This window comes from Providencia sp. NPDC089933, assembly GCF_049545585.1.
In the GTDB taxonomy this organism is placed as follows: domain Bacteria; phylum Pseudomonadota; class Gammaproteobacteria; order Enterobacterales; family Enterobacteriaceae; genus Providencia; species Providencia huashanensis.
Genome location: NZ_JBMWDT010000008.1, coordinates 1 through 17,715 on the forward strand (window position 1 = coordinate 1; position 17,715 = coordinate 17,715).

At 40.1% G+C, this 17,715-nt stretch carries 17 protein-coding genes; all 17 read right to left on the reverse strand.

What is annotated here, in order from left to right; all coding sequences use genetic code 11:
• Positions 1 to 349 precede the first annotated feature (349 nt).
• Complete coding sequence (locus ACPEH5_RS12375) at positions 350 to 1,654, reverse strand: NAD(P)/FAD-dependent oxidoreductase (RefSeq protein ID WP_042843456.1); 1,305 nt, start codon at positions 1,652 to 1,654, stop codon at positions 350 to 352.
• 410 nt (positions 1,655 to 2,064) lie between these two features.
• On the reverse strand, positions 2,065 to 3,684 hold the full coding sequence (locus ACPEH5_RS12380; protein WP_129466064.1) for a bifunctional metallophosphatase/5'-nucleotidase: 1,620 nt from the start codon (positions 3,682 to 3,684) through the stop codon (positions 2,065 to 2,067).
• Between the two features lie 39 nt (positions 3,685 to 3,723).
• Positions 3,724 to 5,076, reverse strand: a complete 1,353-nt coding sequence (locus ACPEH5_RS12385) for an OprD family outer membrane porin (RefSeq protein ID WP_281110785.1) — start codon at positions 5,074 to 5,076, stop codon at positions 3,724 to 3,726.
• 1,379 nt (positions 5,077 to 6,455) lie between these two features.
• On the reverse strand, positions 6,456 to 7,478 hold the full coding sequence (gene nagZ / locus ACPEH5_RS12390) for a beta-N-acetylhexosaminidase (protein ID WP_042843453.1): 1,023 nt from the start codon (positions 7,476 to 7,478) through the stop codon (positions 6,456 to 6,458).
• Positions 7,479 to 7,532: 54 nt separating this feature from the next.
• The gene (locus tag ACPEH5_RS12395) at positions 7,533 to 8,384 is read right to left on the reverse strand and encodes a phosphotransferase (protein ID WP_281110786.1); all 852 of its coding nucleotides are present in this window, start codon (positions 8,382 to 8,384) and stop codon (positions 7,533 to 7,535) included.
• A gap of 13 nt (positions 8,385 to 8,397) precedes the next feature.
• The gene (gene lpoB / locus ACPEH5_RS12400; RefSeq protein ID WP_042843451.1) at positions 8,398 to 8,976 is read right to left on the reverse strand and encodes a penicillin-binding protein activator LpoB; all 579 of its coding nucleotides are present in this window, start codon (positions 8,974 to 8,976) and stop codon (positions 8,398 to 8,400) included.
• Complete coding sequence (locus ACPEH5_RS12405) at positions 8,973 to 9,371, reverse strand: YcfL family protein (RefSeq protein ID WP_042843449.1); 399 nt, start codon at positions 9,369 to 9,371, stop codon at positions 8,973 to 8,975. The genes lpoB and ACPEH5_RS12405 overlap by 4 nt, the downstream gene beginning before the upstream one ends.
• An 18-nt stretch (positions 9,372 to 9,389) precedes the next feature.
• A complete protein-coding gene (gene hinT / locus ACPEH5_RS12410) occupies positions 9,390 to 9,743 on the reverse strand; it encodes a purine nucleoside phosphoramidase (RefSeq protein ID WP_042843448.1) in 354 nt (117 codons plus the stop codon).
• Between the two features lie 48 nt (positions 9,744 to 9,791).
• Entirely contained in the window at positions 9,792 to 10,583 is a 792-nt protein-coding gene (locus ACPEH5_RS12415; protein ID WP_042843447.1) for a metal-dependent hydrolase, read from the reverse strand.
• A 12-nt stretch (positions 10,584 to 10,595) separates the two neighbouring features.
• Positions 10,596 to 11,588 carry a DNA polymerase III subunit delta' gene (gene holB, locus ACPEH5_RS12420; protein WP_272678032.1) on the reverse strand — a complete coding sequence of 331 codons (993 nt, stop codon included), beginning with the start codon at positions 11,586 to 11,588 and terminating at the stop codon, positions 10,596 to 10,598.
• A 29-nt stretch (positions 11,589 to 11,617) separates the two neighbouring features.
• Positions 11,618 to 12,244, reverse strand: a complete 627-nt coding sequence (gene tmk, locus ACPEH5_RS12425) for a dTMP kinase (protein WP_042843445.1) — start codon at positions 12,242 to 12,244, stop codon at positions 11,618 to 11,620.
• Positions 12,245 to 12,251: 7 nt separating this feature from the next.
• Positions 12,252 to 13,274 carry an endolytic transglycosylase MltG gene (gene mltG, locus ACPEH5_RS12430; RefSeq protein WP_042843444.1) on the reverse strand — a complete coding sequence of 341 codons (1,023 nt, stop codon included), beginning with the start codon at positions 13,272 to 13,274 and terminating at the stop codon, positions 12,252 to 12,254.
• 52 nt (positions 13,275 to 13,326) lie between these two features.
• Positions 13,327 to 14,157, reverse strand: coding sequence for an aminodeoxychorismate lyase (gene pabC / locus ACPEH5_RS12435; RefSeq protein WP_071548161.1), 831 nt, complete (start codon positions 14,155 to 14,157; stop codon positions 13,327 to 13,329).
• Between the two features lie 150 nt (positions 14,158 to 14,307).
• A complete protein-coding gene (fabF, locus tag ACPEH5_RS12440) occupies positions 14,308 to 15,558 on the reverse strand; it encodes a beta-ketoacyl-ACP synthase II (protein ID WP_042843442.1) in 1,251 nt (416 codons plus the stop codon).
• A 77-nt stretch (positions 15,559 to 15,635) separates the two neighbouring features.
• Positions 15,636 to 15,872, reverse strand: coding sequence for an acyl carrier protein (acpP, locus tag ACPEH5_RS12445; protein WP_042843441.1), 237 nt, complete (start codon positions 15,870 to 15,872; stop codon positions 15,636 to 15,638).
• 155 nt (positions 15,873 to 16,027) lie between these two features.
• Entirely contained in the window at positions 16,028 to 16,762 is a 735-nt protein-coding gene (gene fabG / locus ACPEH5_RS12450; RefSeq protein ID WP_048607423.1) for a 3-oxoacyl-ACP reductase FabG, read from the reverse strand.
• 7 nt (positions 16,763 to 16,769) lie between these two features.
• Positions 16,770 to 17,702 (reverse strand): ACP S-malonyltransferase, encoded by a 933-nt coding sequence (gene fabD / locus ACPEH5_RS12455; RefSeq protein ID WP_048607425.1) that lies wholly within the window; start codon positions 17,700 to 17,702, stop codon positions 16,770 to 16,772.
• Between the last annotated feature and the right edge of the window lie 13 nt (positions 17,703 to 17,715).

Below are 17,715 nucleotides of genomic sequence, written 5' to 3' on the forward strand. Positions count from 1 at the left end.
TCGAAGTCGCCTGAAATGCATGATAAAATCATCGGCACATTCATAGAGCGGGAGTATTACCTATTGTGATGATCTCTATATTGAATACACGACCAGTAACTTAGACCTCTATAAGTAATGCCTGTAATATAATCGATCACCAACCAACTAAAATTGATCTAAATAGTTTTTATTACAAATATTAACGTTACTAAATAAAAATACTCTCATATACGATATCAATATGATTCTTTTATCATTGATTTTATTGGTTATTTTAACCACATTAAAAAATAATGCACCTAATCAAATTAATAACTAGGTGCATAAAATTTGATGAAGATCAATTAGATATGTTAACAAATCGCGGCTAGTGTAATTTCAACTTGGGTCGTATAATTCGGTTAATACTCCCTACTAACATCATTAAGCCCGTTTTGATATAACCATGTAAAGCTATCTGGTGCATACGATACAAAGAAATATACACAAAACGTGCAATACGCCCTTCGACCATCATATCTCCACGCATCAAATTCCCCATCAAACTGCCCACGGTACTAAAGCGTGATAGTGAGACTAATGAGCCATGGTCTTTATAAACATAATCTTTTAATGGTTTTTCTTTCATCATGGCTAAAATATTGTCATAACAACGACTTGCCATTTGATGTGCAGACTGCGCCCTTGGCGGTACAAAGCCCCCTTCAGGTTTAGCACAAGAGGCGCAATCGCCAATCGCAAAAATCATATCATCGCGTGTAGTTTGCAACGTAGGCTTAACTACCAGTTGATTTATACGATTTGTTTCTAAACCTGCGATGTCTTTCATGAAATCCGGCGCTTTGATGCCAGCAGCCCAAACCATTAGATCAGCAAATACTTTGCCGTCTTGTTTAGTATTCAAACCATCAGCATCAGCGCTAGTCACCATAGTTTTAGTCAATACATTGACACCAAGCTTGTTTAACTCCTGATGCGCAGCGCTAGAGATCCGCGGAGGTAAAGCAGGTAAAATACGCTCCCCAGCCTCAATCAGAGTAACATTGAGAGCATCGGTATCTAGCCCTTTAAACCCATAACTAGTGAGTTGCTCAACCGCATTATATAATTCAGCGGATAGCTCAACACCTGTAGCCCCGCCCCCAACTATGGCAATATTCACTTTTTCTTCTGCATTATCACGTACAGAATAGCGTAAGAACAGGTTTAGCATTTCATCATGAAAGCGATGAGCCTGCTGTGGATTATCTAAGAAAATACAATGTTCTTTCACACCTGGGGTACCAAAATCATTCGACTTGCTTCCCAGTGCCATCACTAAAATATCATATTCAAGCTCACGTAAAGGAACTAATAATTCACCATGTTTATCATATAGCTCACCAAGCACTATTTTTTTATTATCACGGTCAATATTAGTCAATGAACCTAACTGGAAATTAAATGCATTATGGCGCGCATGGGCAAGATAGCTAATCGCATCAACCCCATCATCCAATGAACCAGTAGCAACTTCATGTAACAATGGCTTCCATAAATGGCTTGGATTACGGTCAACGAGTGTGATATGTGCTCGTTTTTTCCGGCCTAATTTGCGCCCTAAACGTGTTGCCAGTTCCAAACCACCGGCACCACCTCCGACGACGATGATTTTTGGTTGAGATAAGGTCATAAATCCCTCGAAACAAAATATATTAATGTTATCTAAGCACTTTTATGATAAAAAACTTAGATAACATTAATTAGCCATGCCTTACACTATGAATGAAATAGAATAACATGACTGGGTAATTGGTAATACCAAATATTGATCCATATCAATTTAGTTGATTATTATGACAACCATCACATTCGTCAAATCATTTTTAACGAGGAATGAATCGAATCAGCTTGAGATCGTTCAAACAGTTAAGTTCACAACGAATTAACGATAATGAGAATTATTATCTCATTGTTTTTGATATAGACGCTACCGTTAATTGTTAACCCAAAGAAAAAGGGTCGAGATAAATGCTGAAACAAAGAAAAAACCCGAAGAGATTAAACACTTCGGGTTTTTAGTTGTTATATCGTTCGATTTAACTAGTTAATTTTTTTGATACGTACATCAGTTGGGACTGAAACTGGTGAGTTATCTTTAAAATAATGCATCAATGCTTCGTTATCAGGCACACTGTAAACGCGGTCTTTACCTTGATTAAACGCGCTGAATCGGCTACCACCCGTTGCTAAAAACTCATTGGCTGCAACTCGATAGCTTTTTTTCATGTCTAACGGTTTACCATTTAACTTCATTGATTTTTGAATGACTTTATCACCAACAGGTCGGCTATCATCCCATTCGTAATAAAAACCTTTAGAAACAGGCATTACTTGTGGACGCGCACGATCCCATTGTTGTTCTAACGCCTGTTTGATTTGCTCACCCGTTAAAGATTGAGTCACGACAACATTTGAGAATGGTTGAACAGTAAAAATATCACCATAGGTCAGTTCACCGGCTTTCAGATCAGCACGAATACCACCACTATTCATAAAGGCGATTTGCGCACCACCAGCTTCTTTACTTGAAGCGGCATAGAGTTGACCATCAGCGATAATTTTACCTAATGTAGAGTCACCCGCTGGCAATAATTTTTTGTCTGAACTCTCCGTCAAAGTTCCCATCACTTGTTGTGAAATAGGTAACGCAATTTGTTCATATCTTTGAACAAAAGTCGTTAACTCTGGGTTTTTCTCATAACGTTTTGTTTCAACAGGAATATTTTTCGCATTGATGCTAACAATATCTTTTGTATTTCTATCAATTTCAATATTTAACTGAGAAAGCAATGCGCCATTTGATTGTGCAGAAATCACGGTTTTACCATTGATTTCACAATTGTACGCTTGATGCGTATGACCACTGACCACAAAGTCTACAGCGCCATCTAGTTGGTTTACAATATCAACAATTGGGCCTTTGATATTATCACAACGGTTAATATCTTTAACTTTCGTATCAACTTGCTGTGTCGCCCCTTCATGGATCAGAACACCGATGCTATTAATACCTTGTGCCTTCAATAGCTTCACTTGGTTATTAATAGTTTCAACTTCGTTTTTAAACTCTAATCCAGCGGTACCGCTTGGCGTTACAATAGCAGGTGTGCCTTCTAAAGTTAGGCCAATAAACGCCATTGGAATACCATCAAATTCTTTAATGAAATATGATGGGAACAGAGTTTCACCTGTTTCTTTTACAATAACGTTAGCCGCTAAATAGTTAAAATCGGCACCTGCAAATGAGTCTTTACCAACACAACCCGCGGTTGGATGACAGCCACCATTTTGCTTTCTTAATAGCTCTTCTTTGCCTTTGTCAAACTCATGGTTACCAACTGCACTGGTTTCCATGCCTATTGCACTTAATGCTTCAATAGTAGGCTCATCATAGAACATCGATGACAATAATGGGCTTGCACCAACTAAATCCCCTGCACCAACAACAATAGTTTTATCATTCTGCGCTCTTAACTGGTTTACTAAGGTGGCGATTGATTCTATTCCACCTAACTTACCATCTCCTGGCGCTTTTAGTGCGCCATGGAAATCATTGATACCAATGACCTGAACTTTAACCGTATCCGATGTTTTCTGAGCACAACCGGCCAGTAAAGCACCTGAAATTAACAGTGTGAGTAGCCCAATTTTATGTTTCATTTATCTTACCTTTTATTGTAAATTTCACTCTGCTGGCAACTACATTTTGAACCGATAAGTGGTTGTCATTGAACCAGATAAGGAGTGCGCACGGCGTGAATGGCCATCATATAGCTTAGGCGTTGTATAATCGTTCTCTTGGCGGTGATGCCAACCTAAACCTCCGCTCAATGACACGGATAGGTTTTCAGTTGGTTTCCAATAGCTGAACAGACCCAATTGACCTTGTTTTAACCTTTCACCGTCATATTTAAATTCTGAGTAATTGGTACGAGCACCAACAGAAAGCTCTTTACTTACACGATATTCGGCAGCCATCGCGACCATAGTTTCCCCATCACGAACGTAATCGATATCCGCATATGCTGGCGAGTTAAAACGACCACGCGTATTACCAATTGGGTTACGTGCGAATTGACCGACACCATTTGCTTTTTTTGCTTGAGTGTAAGTTAAACCAGCGCGGAGTGTCCAAGGTGATTCTGGAATACGCCAGTCAGCGGTTCCTGCATAGTGCCATGCTCGTTTGTCGAAATTACGCTTACCGATAGCATCATTTTTTTCGGTGCGCTTACCATCACTACCATATTCATGATTGTAAATTTGCGTTCCAAGCGTAACATCTGAAGTTAACTTATATTTAGCTTCGAGACCTTGCTGACGAAATAAATCATCTGCCTGCCCATAGAAATAGTGAACAGTCAATGGCTTAGTATTGTAATTAATACCACCAGTGATCACATGATTAACCTTATGTCGTTTACCATTAGCATCAGTAAAATACATAGCATCAATATTTGGACTATCACGACGCATTACTTTTTTGTCGAGATAGAGTAAATCTAGGCTCCAGTCATCAATTGCTGTATTGGTGTAATAACCGCTATAACTGTTTAATGAAAGGCGTTGTGAATTAGTAAAAATACCTTTGTTTTTCAGTGTGAACCAACCCGCTTTACCGTGGAATTGAACAGGGTCAAGGTCGAATTTTACTTTCGCATAACGTTGTCCGATTTTGTTATAGCCTTTAGCGTGACCATCGTCGTTATATAAAATTGCACGGGAGGCGAAGTCTTTACTTGCACCGAGTTTAATACCACCATAGTAAGAAGCATCAAACCCGATTACGTCAGCAAAATAACCTGATTTGAAATCAGCTTGGAAGTTTTGCCCCCAAGCGTTAGCAACTTGTTTTCTATAGCGTTGCTCATTTTTATCAAAACGATTTTCGGTTTTTAAGTACTTCCACATGTTACGAGTTGACAGTTCTAACTCAGAATCCGCAATAAATGAATTTTCTTTAATTGTGTTTTCCCAATTGCTGGCATTTGCCATTGCGACTGCTAAACAGCAAGGAGAAAGCATTAATAGCGCAATATTTTTAACTTTCATTGAAATTAACCTAGTTAATGATTATTTGAATTAATTTTATGCTGCCTCATGTAACCATGAACAACAAAACACCATTTTTATTTTTAGCTTAATAAAACAACTTTACTTAAAGTCAAACTGATACATCCCTTTCAAACACATAAGTCAATTTTTAAAATAAAAAATTCAATACAGATATTTCACTGCATTAGTGTTTACTTAATTACCATAAATAAGGCGTTCTACTTATAGTAAAGACCTAATAGCCTTTAATAATTCACCACCATTACTTTACTCAAATTCCGCGTTAATTTTAGTTAAGAAACAATATTTCAGATATTATTTAAACAAGCGTTAATACACACGCCACTATATGTTGTGCTTCTATTTTCTTATTTAATAGGCAGAGTCATAGTCTGAGAAATGCTTATCTCAATCAAAGGAACATTATTTAACTTAAAACGCCACCATCCAGTTTATTGTTATTTTTATAATCGATTAGTTATTGCTCTAAATTGTCATAAAAAATTCATAATGTGGATGCTAACGTAATTTTACGTCAATTAAAACGATCACTGTCACAACACGTTACATAAGTTGCATTATTTAAACCAACTAATAGTGATTAAGATCACACTTGTTTTGGTGTTTATTTATCACTGTAAGCATTATTGACAATAAAGATAAGGGGACATTTGATAGCGCAGTACACCGTGAATAGTTAAAAAATAGACATTGCCCCTAAATAACCTTTAGATACTGATTAAAAAAAACTCATATGCATAGATTTTTTTAATACTTGTATAATTAATTTACTGTTAATTTATCTAGACATGAAAAATTTGAATAAAACTGTTTTTTTATACATTAGAATTAATGTTAATAATATTACAAAAAAGATAAGAGTATTTAAGCATTAGGGTTAATCGATTTTATTTAGCTATCCACTAATTTAAATTTATCTTAACTTTTATCATTAATAGCTATTATCACTTTCTTTTTACTTATAGGCGCTCTCACCAAAAGAAAGTGATACATAAGACAAATATCCGGCTGTTTATATTGAAAAAACACCTAGCAATATCAATATATGTATCCATTACAAATAAACTATGGATTATTATTTTGAGTTAACCTTTAAAAGACTACAGCTTAAATGAATAGAATAATTAATTATTTTTTTGAATGTAACCATTATGCTAGATACTTTACCATCACATTTTTAATATAATAATATGATGATTTAATCATTATATTAATAACGTTACGGGTAACTTTCAAAGTGGTTATACTTCCCTTTCATACTACTTATACGTCGTTATTTTTCACTTCAATGCGTATTTATGCAAAATAGCCGGTAAATAGTTTAATTTACCGGCTATATTTTATTCACCTTAATGTTATTGACGGTGTGCTTGCCATCTTTGGTGTAAATCCACTAATTGCCGATGACTTTCTTGCCAACGAGCCAACCCTTGTAACTCGGTCAAACTGTATTGACGGCCACTGTGATATAACTTAGAGGCTTGGCTATCATGCTGTTTAGGTAAGTTATCAAGTACACTTACCGCACCTTCGCGGTTATTGCACACCAAAACCATATCACACCCAGCATTTAAAGACGCTTGTGCTCTTTCTGGATAGCTCCCCATAATTGCTGCCCCTTCCATCGATAAATCATCAGAGAAAATGACACCATTAAAACCAAGCTGTTCCCGTAGCACTGATTTTAACCAAAATGGCGAACCACTCGCAGGGCGTTCATCAGCTTGAGTGTAAATGACATGCGCTGGCATAATTGCATCAAGTAATTCACGTTGGATAAAATCTTTAAAAATCGACATATCTTTACCTCGGATAGTTTCCAATGTACGGTCATCACGAGGTGTTTCTTTATGCGAATCAGCTTTAACTGCACCATGCCCAGGGAAATGTTTCCCTGTTGTCTTCATCCCCGCACTGTGCATTCCTTTAATAAAACGTTCTGCCATCATCATTGCCATTTCAGGATCTTTATGGAACGAACGCTCCCCAATCGCGATACTTTGATGGCCAAGATCCAACACTGGGGCAAAACTAATGTCAATATCCATCGCTATCATTTCTGCTGCCATTAACCACCCCGCTTCTTGTGCCAACTTAGCACCGTCCATAGGGTTATTTAGCTCAGCAAAAGCCTGTGCCGAAGGTAGCGCAGTAAAACCATCACGAAAGCGTTGTACTCGCCCACCTTCTTGGTCAACAGCAACCAGCAGACGGTGCCTTGACGCATCACGTATTTGGCGCACAAGCTCTCGTAATTGTGCAGCATCATGAAAGTTACGGGTAAATAAAATCAAGCCCCCCACTAATGGGTGAGCCAATATTTCGCGCTCTTCGTTATCTAATTCATAACTTTGAACATCCAGCATTATCGGACCCATAACATGCCTCACTTATTTAACTAAATCAAAAATTATTCGTTGATAACTTTATTATCAACCCAACAAACCGAAGTAGTGGCGTAATGACTGCGAGTGTACCAAAAAATGCGATAATTGACTTTTATTCCACTGCACTTCATACCACATTAACGTCATATATTTTACCCATGGTTCCCATAACTGGCAGTGCTGAGCTAATTGTTGTTTATCCCGATAAGCACTTCGCACATCACAGTATTGCATGAGAAAAAAATGACGCTGTTTATCTGTCAGACTATTAAATTGAAAATAGGTTTCTAACGAAAATGCAATATCAGTATTTGCGGCATATTCCCAATCCAATAGCATTAACTCCCCTGTATGAGTACTAATGATATTTTTAGGATGAACATCCATATGTGCAGGGGCCAACTTCAACGTTTTTGGCAATGCAGTAGAGAGGAAATGACGATGTAGTTTTTTCCAACGTGGTGACAAACGTTTGGTATCAACCAAATAACCATAATGCGCAATTTCATCGCGCAGTTGCAAGCGGTAGCCGAATAGTGCGCTGCAGTGTAATTGTGCAAGCGTATTTGCTAGTTGGCATTGAAAATCAGCGGATAAAAATGTGGATGGGCCCGGATGCAAGCCTTCACACCACGCCAACAATAACCATTGAGCGTTATAACCAACGACAGTCGGTGCAAATGTGTATGGTTGCAATTGTCTTAATATACGCGCTTCTTTCCGGCGATCCACATATAGACAAGACTGAGTCTCACCATTAGCACGAGCCACTAATTGAAGTGTGCGATTAGACTGCACACACTGCAATAAATAACTCCCACCTGACAACCCTGTTAACGGCGTTATTTCCCAGTGACTTGATTTAATCTCTGGGAAATAGGTAGATAACAGCGTCATAAGTGACTGTCTGTTAATCAATACTGTGCTTTCCAGTCCAAATAATTTCGCCTGTTTGCACTTCCATTAGTTGCATTTCAAGGCTCTTATCTTTATTTGAACCTGACATAACACTGTAAATCACGTAATCAGCTTGTACATAACGCCCTAGACCAATCGCCTTACTACGCGTCACTAAGCTATCTTCTTGTGATAAACCTAATGTTTTACGTGCAGAACTTACCACACTTTGAGGGACTACTTTGAAACGATTGGTATTTTCAACTGCGCTAGCCATTGTTGATGTAATAGTCTGTACAGGTAATGAGCCATTCGTATTGTTTTTCACTGAATCAACTAATAACACTTTGCCACTTTCCACGCCATCCGCAGCAACCATTTGGCCAACCAAAGGTGTTATCGATGCAGCCCAATCAGTTGTTTGCTGTTTTGGCGGTGTCGGAACGACATCCGTTGGCGGTGGTGTCACTTCTGGTGGTTGATCCGGCTCAACAGGAACAATCGGTGGTTGTGTTCCCGGCTGTTGAGGTGGATATGATGGGCAACCTGCTAAGATTAAAGCTGCTACCGCAACCATTAAGATCCGTTTCATTGTTTTTCTCCGGCCTTAGGTGATAAAAACACATGGACACGCACATTGCTAGCGCGTGATGAGGAGGTCATGGCTTGAATAGTTTCTGTTGAATTCGCTGCAATTTGCTGATGTAAGATACTCGAAGTATCCACCTTCAACCCTTGTTTATCGTACCAATATAAACGATACGCAATCTCTACGGCATCAGGCTGCAAATTACTCATACTAAGCGTGGCAACAGTTTGGTGGTTTTCAACACTAATCACGGGGGACTCAACAATGACCCCTTGGGCTAAAACTGCTGGTTCCATAATAACGCGCTGCTGCTCATTAAAAACTAACCCTTGAGGTTTGTTATTTAAACAGCCAGTTAATAACACAGCCATCAGCCCAAGTATTACTATGCGGTTCATTGTATGAGCCCCTTCCTATTATGATTTAGCCAATAAAGGCCCTAATGGGCGACCACCCACTAAATGCATATGAATATGGAATACCTCTTGTCCAGAATGCTCATTGCAATTCATAATCAAACGATAGCCATTTTCAGCAATGCCTTCTTCTTTGGCAATTTTAGCTGCCACCGTAAATAAACGCCCTAACGCCAGTTCGTCATCCACCGTCACATCGTTTACTGTGGGGATTAATTTATTGGGGATAATTAAAATATGTGAAGGCGCTTGTGGCGATATATCACGAAATGCCGTGACAAGCTCATCTTGGTAAACGACATCCGCAGGGATTTCGCGACGAATGATTTTACTAAAAATTGTTTCTTCTGCCATATCAATTCCCTTACTAATCCAATAGTTAGTTTATATATTGTTAACAAGTTACCCGTTATTCGAGCCAACATTCAAATGAAATAAACGATTGAAATTTTGTGTTGTAATTTCAGCCATTTGTTCAACGCTAACCCCTTTCAGCACCGCCATGTATTCAGCCACATCACGTACGTATGCAGGCTGATTTTCTTTTCCACGATGCGGTACTGGGGCCAAATATGGGGAGTCTGTTTCGACCAAGATTCTATCTAGGGGCACAATACGCGCCGCTTCTCTGATTTGTTCAGCATTGCGGAATGTCACAATCCCTGAAAATGAAATATACATTCCTAAATCGAGCAATTCGCTAGCTGTCGCTTTGTCTTCAGTGAAACAGTGTAATACCCCACCACACTCACTAACTTGTTCTTCACGTAAAATTGTTAGCGTATCCTTTTGCGCAGCACGCGTATGTACGATCACGGGTTTATTTACTGCTCGGCCGATACGGATATGCTGACGAAAAGACTCTTGCTGCAATGCAGCATTCTCTTGTTGATAGTAGTAATCAAGCCCTGTCTCACCCAGTGCCACAACCTCAGGGCCGGCGGCTAATTGCGCTAAGCGCTCAAAGTCATAGCCTTCGTCTAAATTAAGTGGATGAATACCACATGAAAAAGCAATATTGTCACGTAACCCAATGAGCTTTTTCATCTGTTCAAAACCGGGCAGCGTTGTTGCCACGGCAAGCATGAAACGGACATCACGAGCCGATGCCTTAGCGATAACATCATCGACATTAGTGTGTAATTTTTCATAATCTAAACAGTCGAGATGGCAGTGTGAATCAACAACAAACATATTTAACTCTTTTTAAAATGAAGGTGAAGCCAATAAGGCTTCCCATTGTAATAATTGATTGGTCAGAATAAGTTCCTGATTAAGCGCAGGAACTGTCAATAATTGATAACGACAATGTAGCCACTGTTCATAAGCCTCCAATAATTGAGAACGGTTCATGGTACTGGCCAATTGCATAACTTGTGCAAGATGATCTTGGTTAATACAGAACGTTGTCGCACCTTGCTGTACTTTAACTGCATCGGAAAGTAAGGTTAATAACCAACTTAGGGCAGCTGAAGCTTCTTCAATATTCAATCGTGGCAATAAACTTAGCATATCCCGCGTTTGTAATGCTGTAGAGATACTTTGGCATAATGCATTCCGTTTTTGCCAAAGATGTTCTTCTAACAGAGCCAGAGCGGCTACTGGAGCACCTTGACAAAGTTTCAATGCGGTTATTGCGTGATCAACAACTACATTTGGCTGTTGTTTTTGTAACCAATACAACGCAATTTGTGGCTCAGGAGCTGGCAAAAAATGACTTAAACAACGGCTACGAGTTGTGGCAAGTAAATTCTCTGGTTTGTCACTACTTAATAGAAAATAAGTGTCTTTTGCAGGCTCTTCCAGCGTTTTTAGTAACGCATTCGCCGCAGCATCAGTGAAAGCTTCAATTCTAGGAATATACACCACTTTATTGCCACCTTGTTGAGAATGACTACTCAAGGTTTCAATTAATTTCCTAACAGCATCAACACTGACCGTTGATTTACCTTTTTCAACGTCAATAACATGATAATCGGGGTGTGTTCCTGCTAGCATTAATCTGCAGCTATGGCACTTCCCACAACTTTTCAGCCCTTCACGCTCTTGGCAAATAAGCCAACGACTAATACCATAGCAAAGTGCATCGGCCCCATTTCCAGGCAAAGAATGAAGTAGTAAGGCATGGTGCCCTCGCCCACTTTGATAGTTCGCTATAATTTGCCGGTAAGGTTCATTTAACCAAGGATACCAATTCATGTTATTAACACCTTACTTTTTGCCTATCATTATTTAGCTAGCCATTGGGTCAGTGTTTGGCGAATATCATATTGTACTTGCTCAATATTTTGGCTCGCATCAACCGTCAGTATTGTTTCATCTTCCGCTGCCAGTTCAAGGTAGCGGTGACGGGTCCTTTCAAAAAAGGCTAACGATTCTTTTTCGATTCTATCTAACTCACCGCGGGACCTTGCACGTTGTAAGCCCAATTCTGGCGATAAATCAAGATACAAGGTTAATGATGGTTTAAACTCACCAAGTACCAAATCACGTAACGACTTCATTAACTGGTGGTCGATTTCCCTTCCGCCGCCTTGGTACGCCTGTGATGACAAATCATGGCGGTCACCAACAACCCATTTACCTGCGGCTAAAGCCGGTTTAATCACTGTTTCAACGAGTTGAACTCGCGCTGCATATAACATTAATAACTCAGCTTTATCAGTGACTTTATCGCCTTCAATCCCTTGTTTGATCAGCTCTCGTAGCTTTTCGGCTAGTGGCGTCCCACCCGGTTCCCGAGTGAAAACGATATCCGTAATACCCGCCTGATTAAGTGTATCTACCACCGTATTGATTGCAGTCGTTTTGCCTGCACCTTCTAATCCTTCAATAACAATAAATTGATTTTTCATTTTTTTATCATTTTTGCTGTTCAAATTGGCGATAAACTTTGACCGCCCGATTGTGTTCATTCAAGTTGCGACTAAAAGTATGACCGCCTTTACCATCTGCGACAAAATAGAGGTAATCCGTTTTAGCTGGGTGCGCAGCCGCTTTTATTGATGCCAAACTTGGCATTGCTATCGGTGTTGGCGGCAACCCATCAATTTTATAAGTATTGTACGGTGTGTAATTGTCTAAATCACTACGATAAATCTTACCATCATACTTATCACCTAGGCCGTAAATAACTGTTGGGTCGGTTTGTAAGCGCATATTTTTCTTCAAACGATTAACAAACACCGATGCAACTTGCGACCTTTCACTCTCTACACCGGTTTCTTTTTCAATAATTGAAGCCATAATCAGCATTTCATAAGCATTTTTATAAGGTAGGTCTCTATCTCGCCCTTGCCATTCTTCTTCAAGGCTACTTTGCATGCGCTTATATGCACGCTTTAAAATTTCCGTATCTTTTGTCCCCGCCGTATATAAATAGGTGTCAGGGTATAACCACCCTTCTAGTGTACCTTCACCTTTGAACCCGATAAACGCATGAAGTTCTGCTGGTGTCATCTCTGTCGATGTATGTTCTAAGTAAGGGGCATCACGTAAAATGTTACCCCAATCATTCAATCGGTTACCTTCAATAAAACGAATAGAAAATTGAGCTTCTTTACCGCTAACCACTAACGATAATAATTGTTCTACGGTCATGTCAGGTTGTAAACGGTATGTCCCCGCTTTTAATTGAGCGAGTTCCGGCCGTAATTTTAATAACCATTGAAACTCATTCCCCTGCTCAATCATATTTTCTTTGACTAGCAAGGCTTCAAATGCAACTCGCCCGGTCCCTGTAGGAACCGTTAAAATTTTCTCTTGAGTCAAGTTAATGGGGGTTTTCGCATAGTTCATGACTTGACGATATTGTAAATATACGGCAACGGCTACAACAGCAGTAAGAGTCACAGTAATCAGAATGATTTTTTTGGCTAATTTCATTTATTGACCATTTCAATAAGTGTTTAGGTAATAGTGATATAGTTTTTAGATACTAGATTTTGCAGCGCAAAAAGAGATACTCAAATAATTCACGCGACATGAATTGTAATGGCGACTGCCCTTTGCTTAACTGAATGCTTTGTACAGGTAACACTGGCATCAATGCATTACAAATAATCACTTCATCACAATAATTCAAAATAGAGGCAAACCGCTCAACTTCTTGAAAATGGTACTGACTATCTTGCAGTAGTGCTATGATCTTTTGTCTCATTAATCCATTCACACCACAATGAGATAATTTTGGGGTGTAGACTGTTTGACCAACTCGCCAAAAGACATTGGCACTACAACATTCAACGATAACGCCGTTGGTATCAAGTACGATGGCCTCATCCGCGTTATACTCATCAATTTCTTGTCTGATAAGAACTTGCTCTAACCGGTTGAGGTGTTTCATACCTGCTAATAATGGGCTACGTGCCAATGGGATCTCACTTAAGATTAACGCAGCCCCTTTACATTGTAGTTGAACATAGTTTTGTGGAAAGGGAGAAACACTGACAATCACTGTTGGTGAATTAAAGCCTCTAGAACTATAACCCCGTCCCCCTGCACCACGGCTAATTATCACCTTTAGCACCAGTTCATCTTCTACTTGCTGCGCGCAAATATGCAATAAATGCTGTTTCAGCATACCCCAGTCAGGCTGAGTTATTTTCAACCGCTGGCTGTCATGCTGCAAACGTGCAATGTGCTCATCTAACATTTTAGCTTGCTGATTAACGACATGTACGGTCGTAAAGCAGCCGTCCCCAAAAGAGACTGCACGATCAGTTACGCTTATTTGCTGGCAAACTTGCCCATTAACCCAATATGACATTGATAATACTTATAATAAAAGCTGATAAATCAGACAGTAAACAAGATGAGTCATCATAAACTAAAGCGAATGGCTGTGCAAAGAGATGGGCAAAATAAAGCCCTAGTCACTTTCAGCGACTAGGGCTAATTAATAACGGTGATAGATTATTTACTCGCCGTGATAACGACGGAAAATCAATGAACCGTTTGTACCACCAAAACCAAATGAGTTACACAGAGCATACTCCATGTTCTCAACCTTGCGTGCATGACCTGGGACAAAGTCCAGTTTGCATGCTTCATCTGGGTTATCCAGATTAATGGTTGGTGGAACAGTTTGATCACACAATGATAAGATGGTAAAGATTGACTCAATAGCACCCGCTGCACCTAAAAGATGCCCTGTCATGGATTTAGTTGAGCTAACGAGTACATCAGTACCCTCACCAAATACAGACACAACAGCCTGTGCTTCGGCTAAGTCACCCGCAGGTGTCGAAGTACCGTGAGCATTAATATACCCTACGTCACTTGCTTGAATACCTGCATCTTTCAGTGCGTTTTCCATTGCAAGCGCTGCGCCTTCCCCATTTTCTGGAGGCGAAGTCATATGGTAGGCATCACTGCTCATCCCAAAGCCTGCAATTTCGGCATAAATTTTCGCACCACGCGCTTTGGCATGTTCATATTCTTCAAGAATAATGATACCTGCACCATCACCAAGAACAAAACCATCACGGTCTTTATCCCAAGGGCGACTTGCTGCTTGTGGGTCATCATTACGAGTTGATAACGCTCTTGCTGCGCCAAAACCCGCAACACCAAGCGGGGTTGTTGCTTTTTCAGCACCGCCTGCAACCATTACTTCTGCATCACCATAAGCAATCATACGCGCCGCATGACCAATATTATGCACACCCGATGTACAGGCTGTAGCAATAGAAATACTGGGACCACGGAAACCGTACATAATACTTAAATGACCAGCCACCATATTAATGATGGTTGACGGTACGAAGAATGGGCTAACTTTTCGAGGACCACCGTGTAATAGAGATTCACAGTTATCCTGAATTAACCCTAACCCACCAATACCAGAACCAATCGCTGCACCAATCCGAGTAGCATTGGCTTCTGTTACTTCCAACCCTGCATCTTTAAAGGCCTGAAAGCCTGCTGCGATGCCGTATTGGATAAATGGGTCCATTTTTTTCGCATCTTTACGAGAGATGCCAAAATCTTCGTAATTGAAATCTTTTACTAAGCCAGCAAATTTAGTTGCGTGGTTAATAGTATCAAAATGCTCAATTAGGCTGATACCACTCTGTCCGTCACAAACAGCTTTCCATGATGACTCAACTGTGTTGCCGACAGGAGATAACATGCCCAGTCCGGTTACGACTACACGACGCTTAGACACGTATTTCCTCCAAGGAGGGAAAAGTTACAAAGGAAACATAGGCGATCGAGTGATCGCCTAGATAAGTTTTCGTACAATTATTTAGATGCGTTGCCGACGTAATCCAACGCTGCCTGTACTGTTGTGATCTTTTCAGCTTCTTCGTCAGGGATTTCGCAATCGAACTCTTCTTCTAGAGCCATAACCAGCTCAACTGTGTCAAGAGAATCAGCGCCCAAGTCATCAACAAATGAAGCTGTATTTACAACTTCTTTCTCTTCAACACCCAGTTGTTCAACGATGATTTTCTTAACGCGTTCTTCGATAGTGCTCATACTATTAAAATTCCTATCAAAACTCGCTTTCGCGATGGTTTTCGTAGTTTATGAAATACAGGAAAAGATACAACCCAATCCCGACTGTTGGAACCATTATTTTGCATTATTTAGCGTTGGATAACACTAATAATGCAAATAGTTCCATCATTTCTTTAGATCATGTACATGCCACCATTGACATGCAATGTTTCACCTGTGATGTAAGCCGCTTCATCAGAAGCTAAAAACGCTACAGCACTGGCAATTTCTTGTGCATCACCCAGTCTATCAGCAGGAACCTGAGATAAAATGCCTGCACGCTGTTCATCTGTCAATGCTTTAGTCATATCAGTTTCGATAAAACCAGGTGCAACGACGTTGACAGTAATACCACGAGAAGCGATTTCACGAGCTAATGATTTACTAAAACCAATCAGCCCAGCTTTCGCTGCCGCGTAGTTTGTTTGCCCCGCATTTCCCATCACCCCAACAACAGATGCGATAGAAATAATACGACCATAACGTTTTTTCATCATGGCACGCAAAACGGATTTAGACAAACGGTAAACGGATGAAAGATTGGTGTCAATAACATCTTGCCATTCATCATCTTTCATACGCATCAATAGGTTATCACGTGTGATACCTGCATTATTAATCAAAATGTCAATTTCACCAAATTCTTTACGGATCTTGGTCAAAGTTTCTTCGATTGATGCTGCATCAGTCACGTTTAACGCTAAACCTTTACCTTTACCATCAAGGTAAGCGGTAATAGCTTCTGCGCCTTTTTCGCTTGTTGCTGTCCCAATAACAGTTGCACCGCGTGCGATTAAGGTTAAAGCTATCGCTTTACCTATCCCACGGCTAGCACCTGTTACCAGTGCAATTTTTCCTTCAAAGCCCATGTCTTCCTCAGCTATTTTCTAAAGCAGTGCTCAATGATACAGGATCATTGATTGCTACGGCAGTTAAATTAGAGACAATTCGCTTGGTAAGACCAGTCAATACTTTACCCGGCCCTACTTCGATAAGGTGTTCAACACCTTGATCTGCCATCAATTCTACTGTTTCCGTCCAACGGACTGGATTATACAGCTGACGGACTAAAGCATCACGAATATTTTGCGCCGATTGCTCTATTTTAACATCAACATTGTTGATAACTGGATAGTCTGGCTCACAAAAATCAATTTTTTCTAACGCATCGGCTAATTTATCAGCAGCAGGCTTCATTAATGCACAGTGAGAAGGAACACTCACAGATAACGGCAATGCACGTTTTGCTCCTGCTTCTTTACATGCAGCCCCTGCACGTTCTACTGCAGCTTTTTCACCGGCGATAACGACTTGCCCAGGTGAATTAAAATTAACCGGAGAAACAACTTGGCCTTGTGCAGATTCTTGACAAGCTTTTTCAATGGATTCGTTATCTAAACCGATAATGGCATACATCGCACCCGTCCCTTCAGGAACAGCTTCTTGCATTAATTTGCCACGTAATTCAACAAGTTTAATTGCTTGTTTAAAATCAATAACCCCTGCGCAAACCAACGCGGAGTATTCACCTAAGCTATGACCCGCCATAATCGCTGGCATCGCACCATTTTTGTCTTTCCAAATACGGAAGATAGCCACGGATGCAGCTAACAATGCGGGCTGAGTCTGCCATGTTTTATTTAATTCTTCTTCTGGCCCATTTTGTACTAGTGCCCAAAGATCGTAACCCAATGCTTCCGATGCTTCAGCGAATGTCTGCTCAACTAGCTGATTTTCCTCAGCCAGTGCCGCTAACATACCTAAAGACTGAGAACCCTGTCCGGGAAATACCATAGCAAATTGTGTCATGTCTATTTTCTCA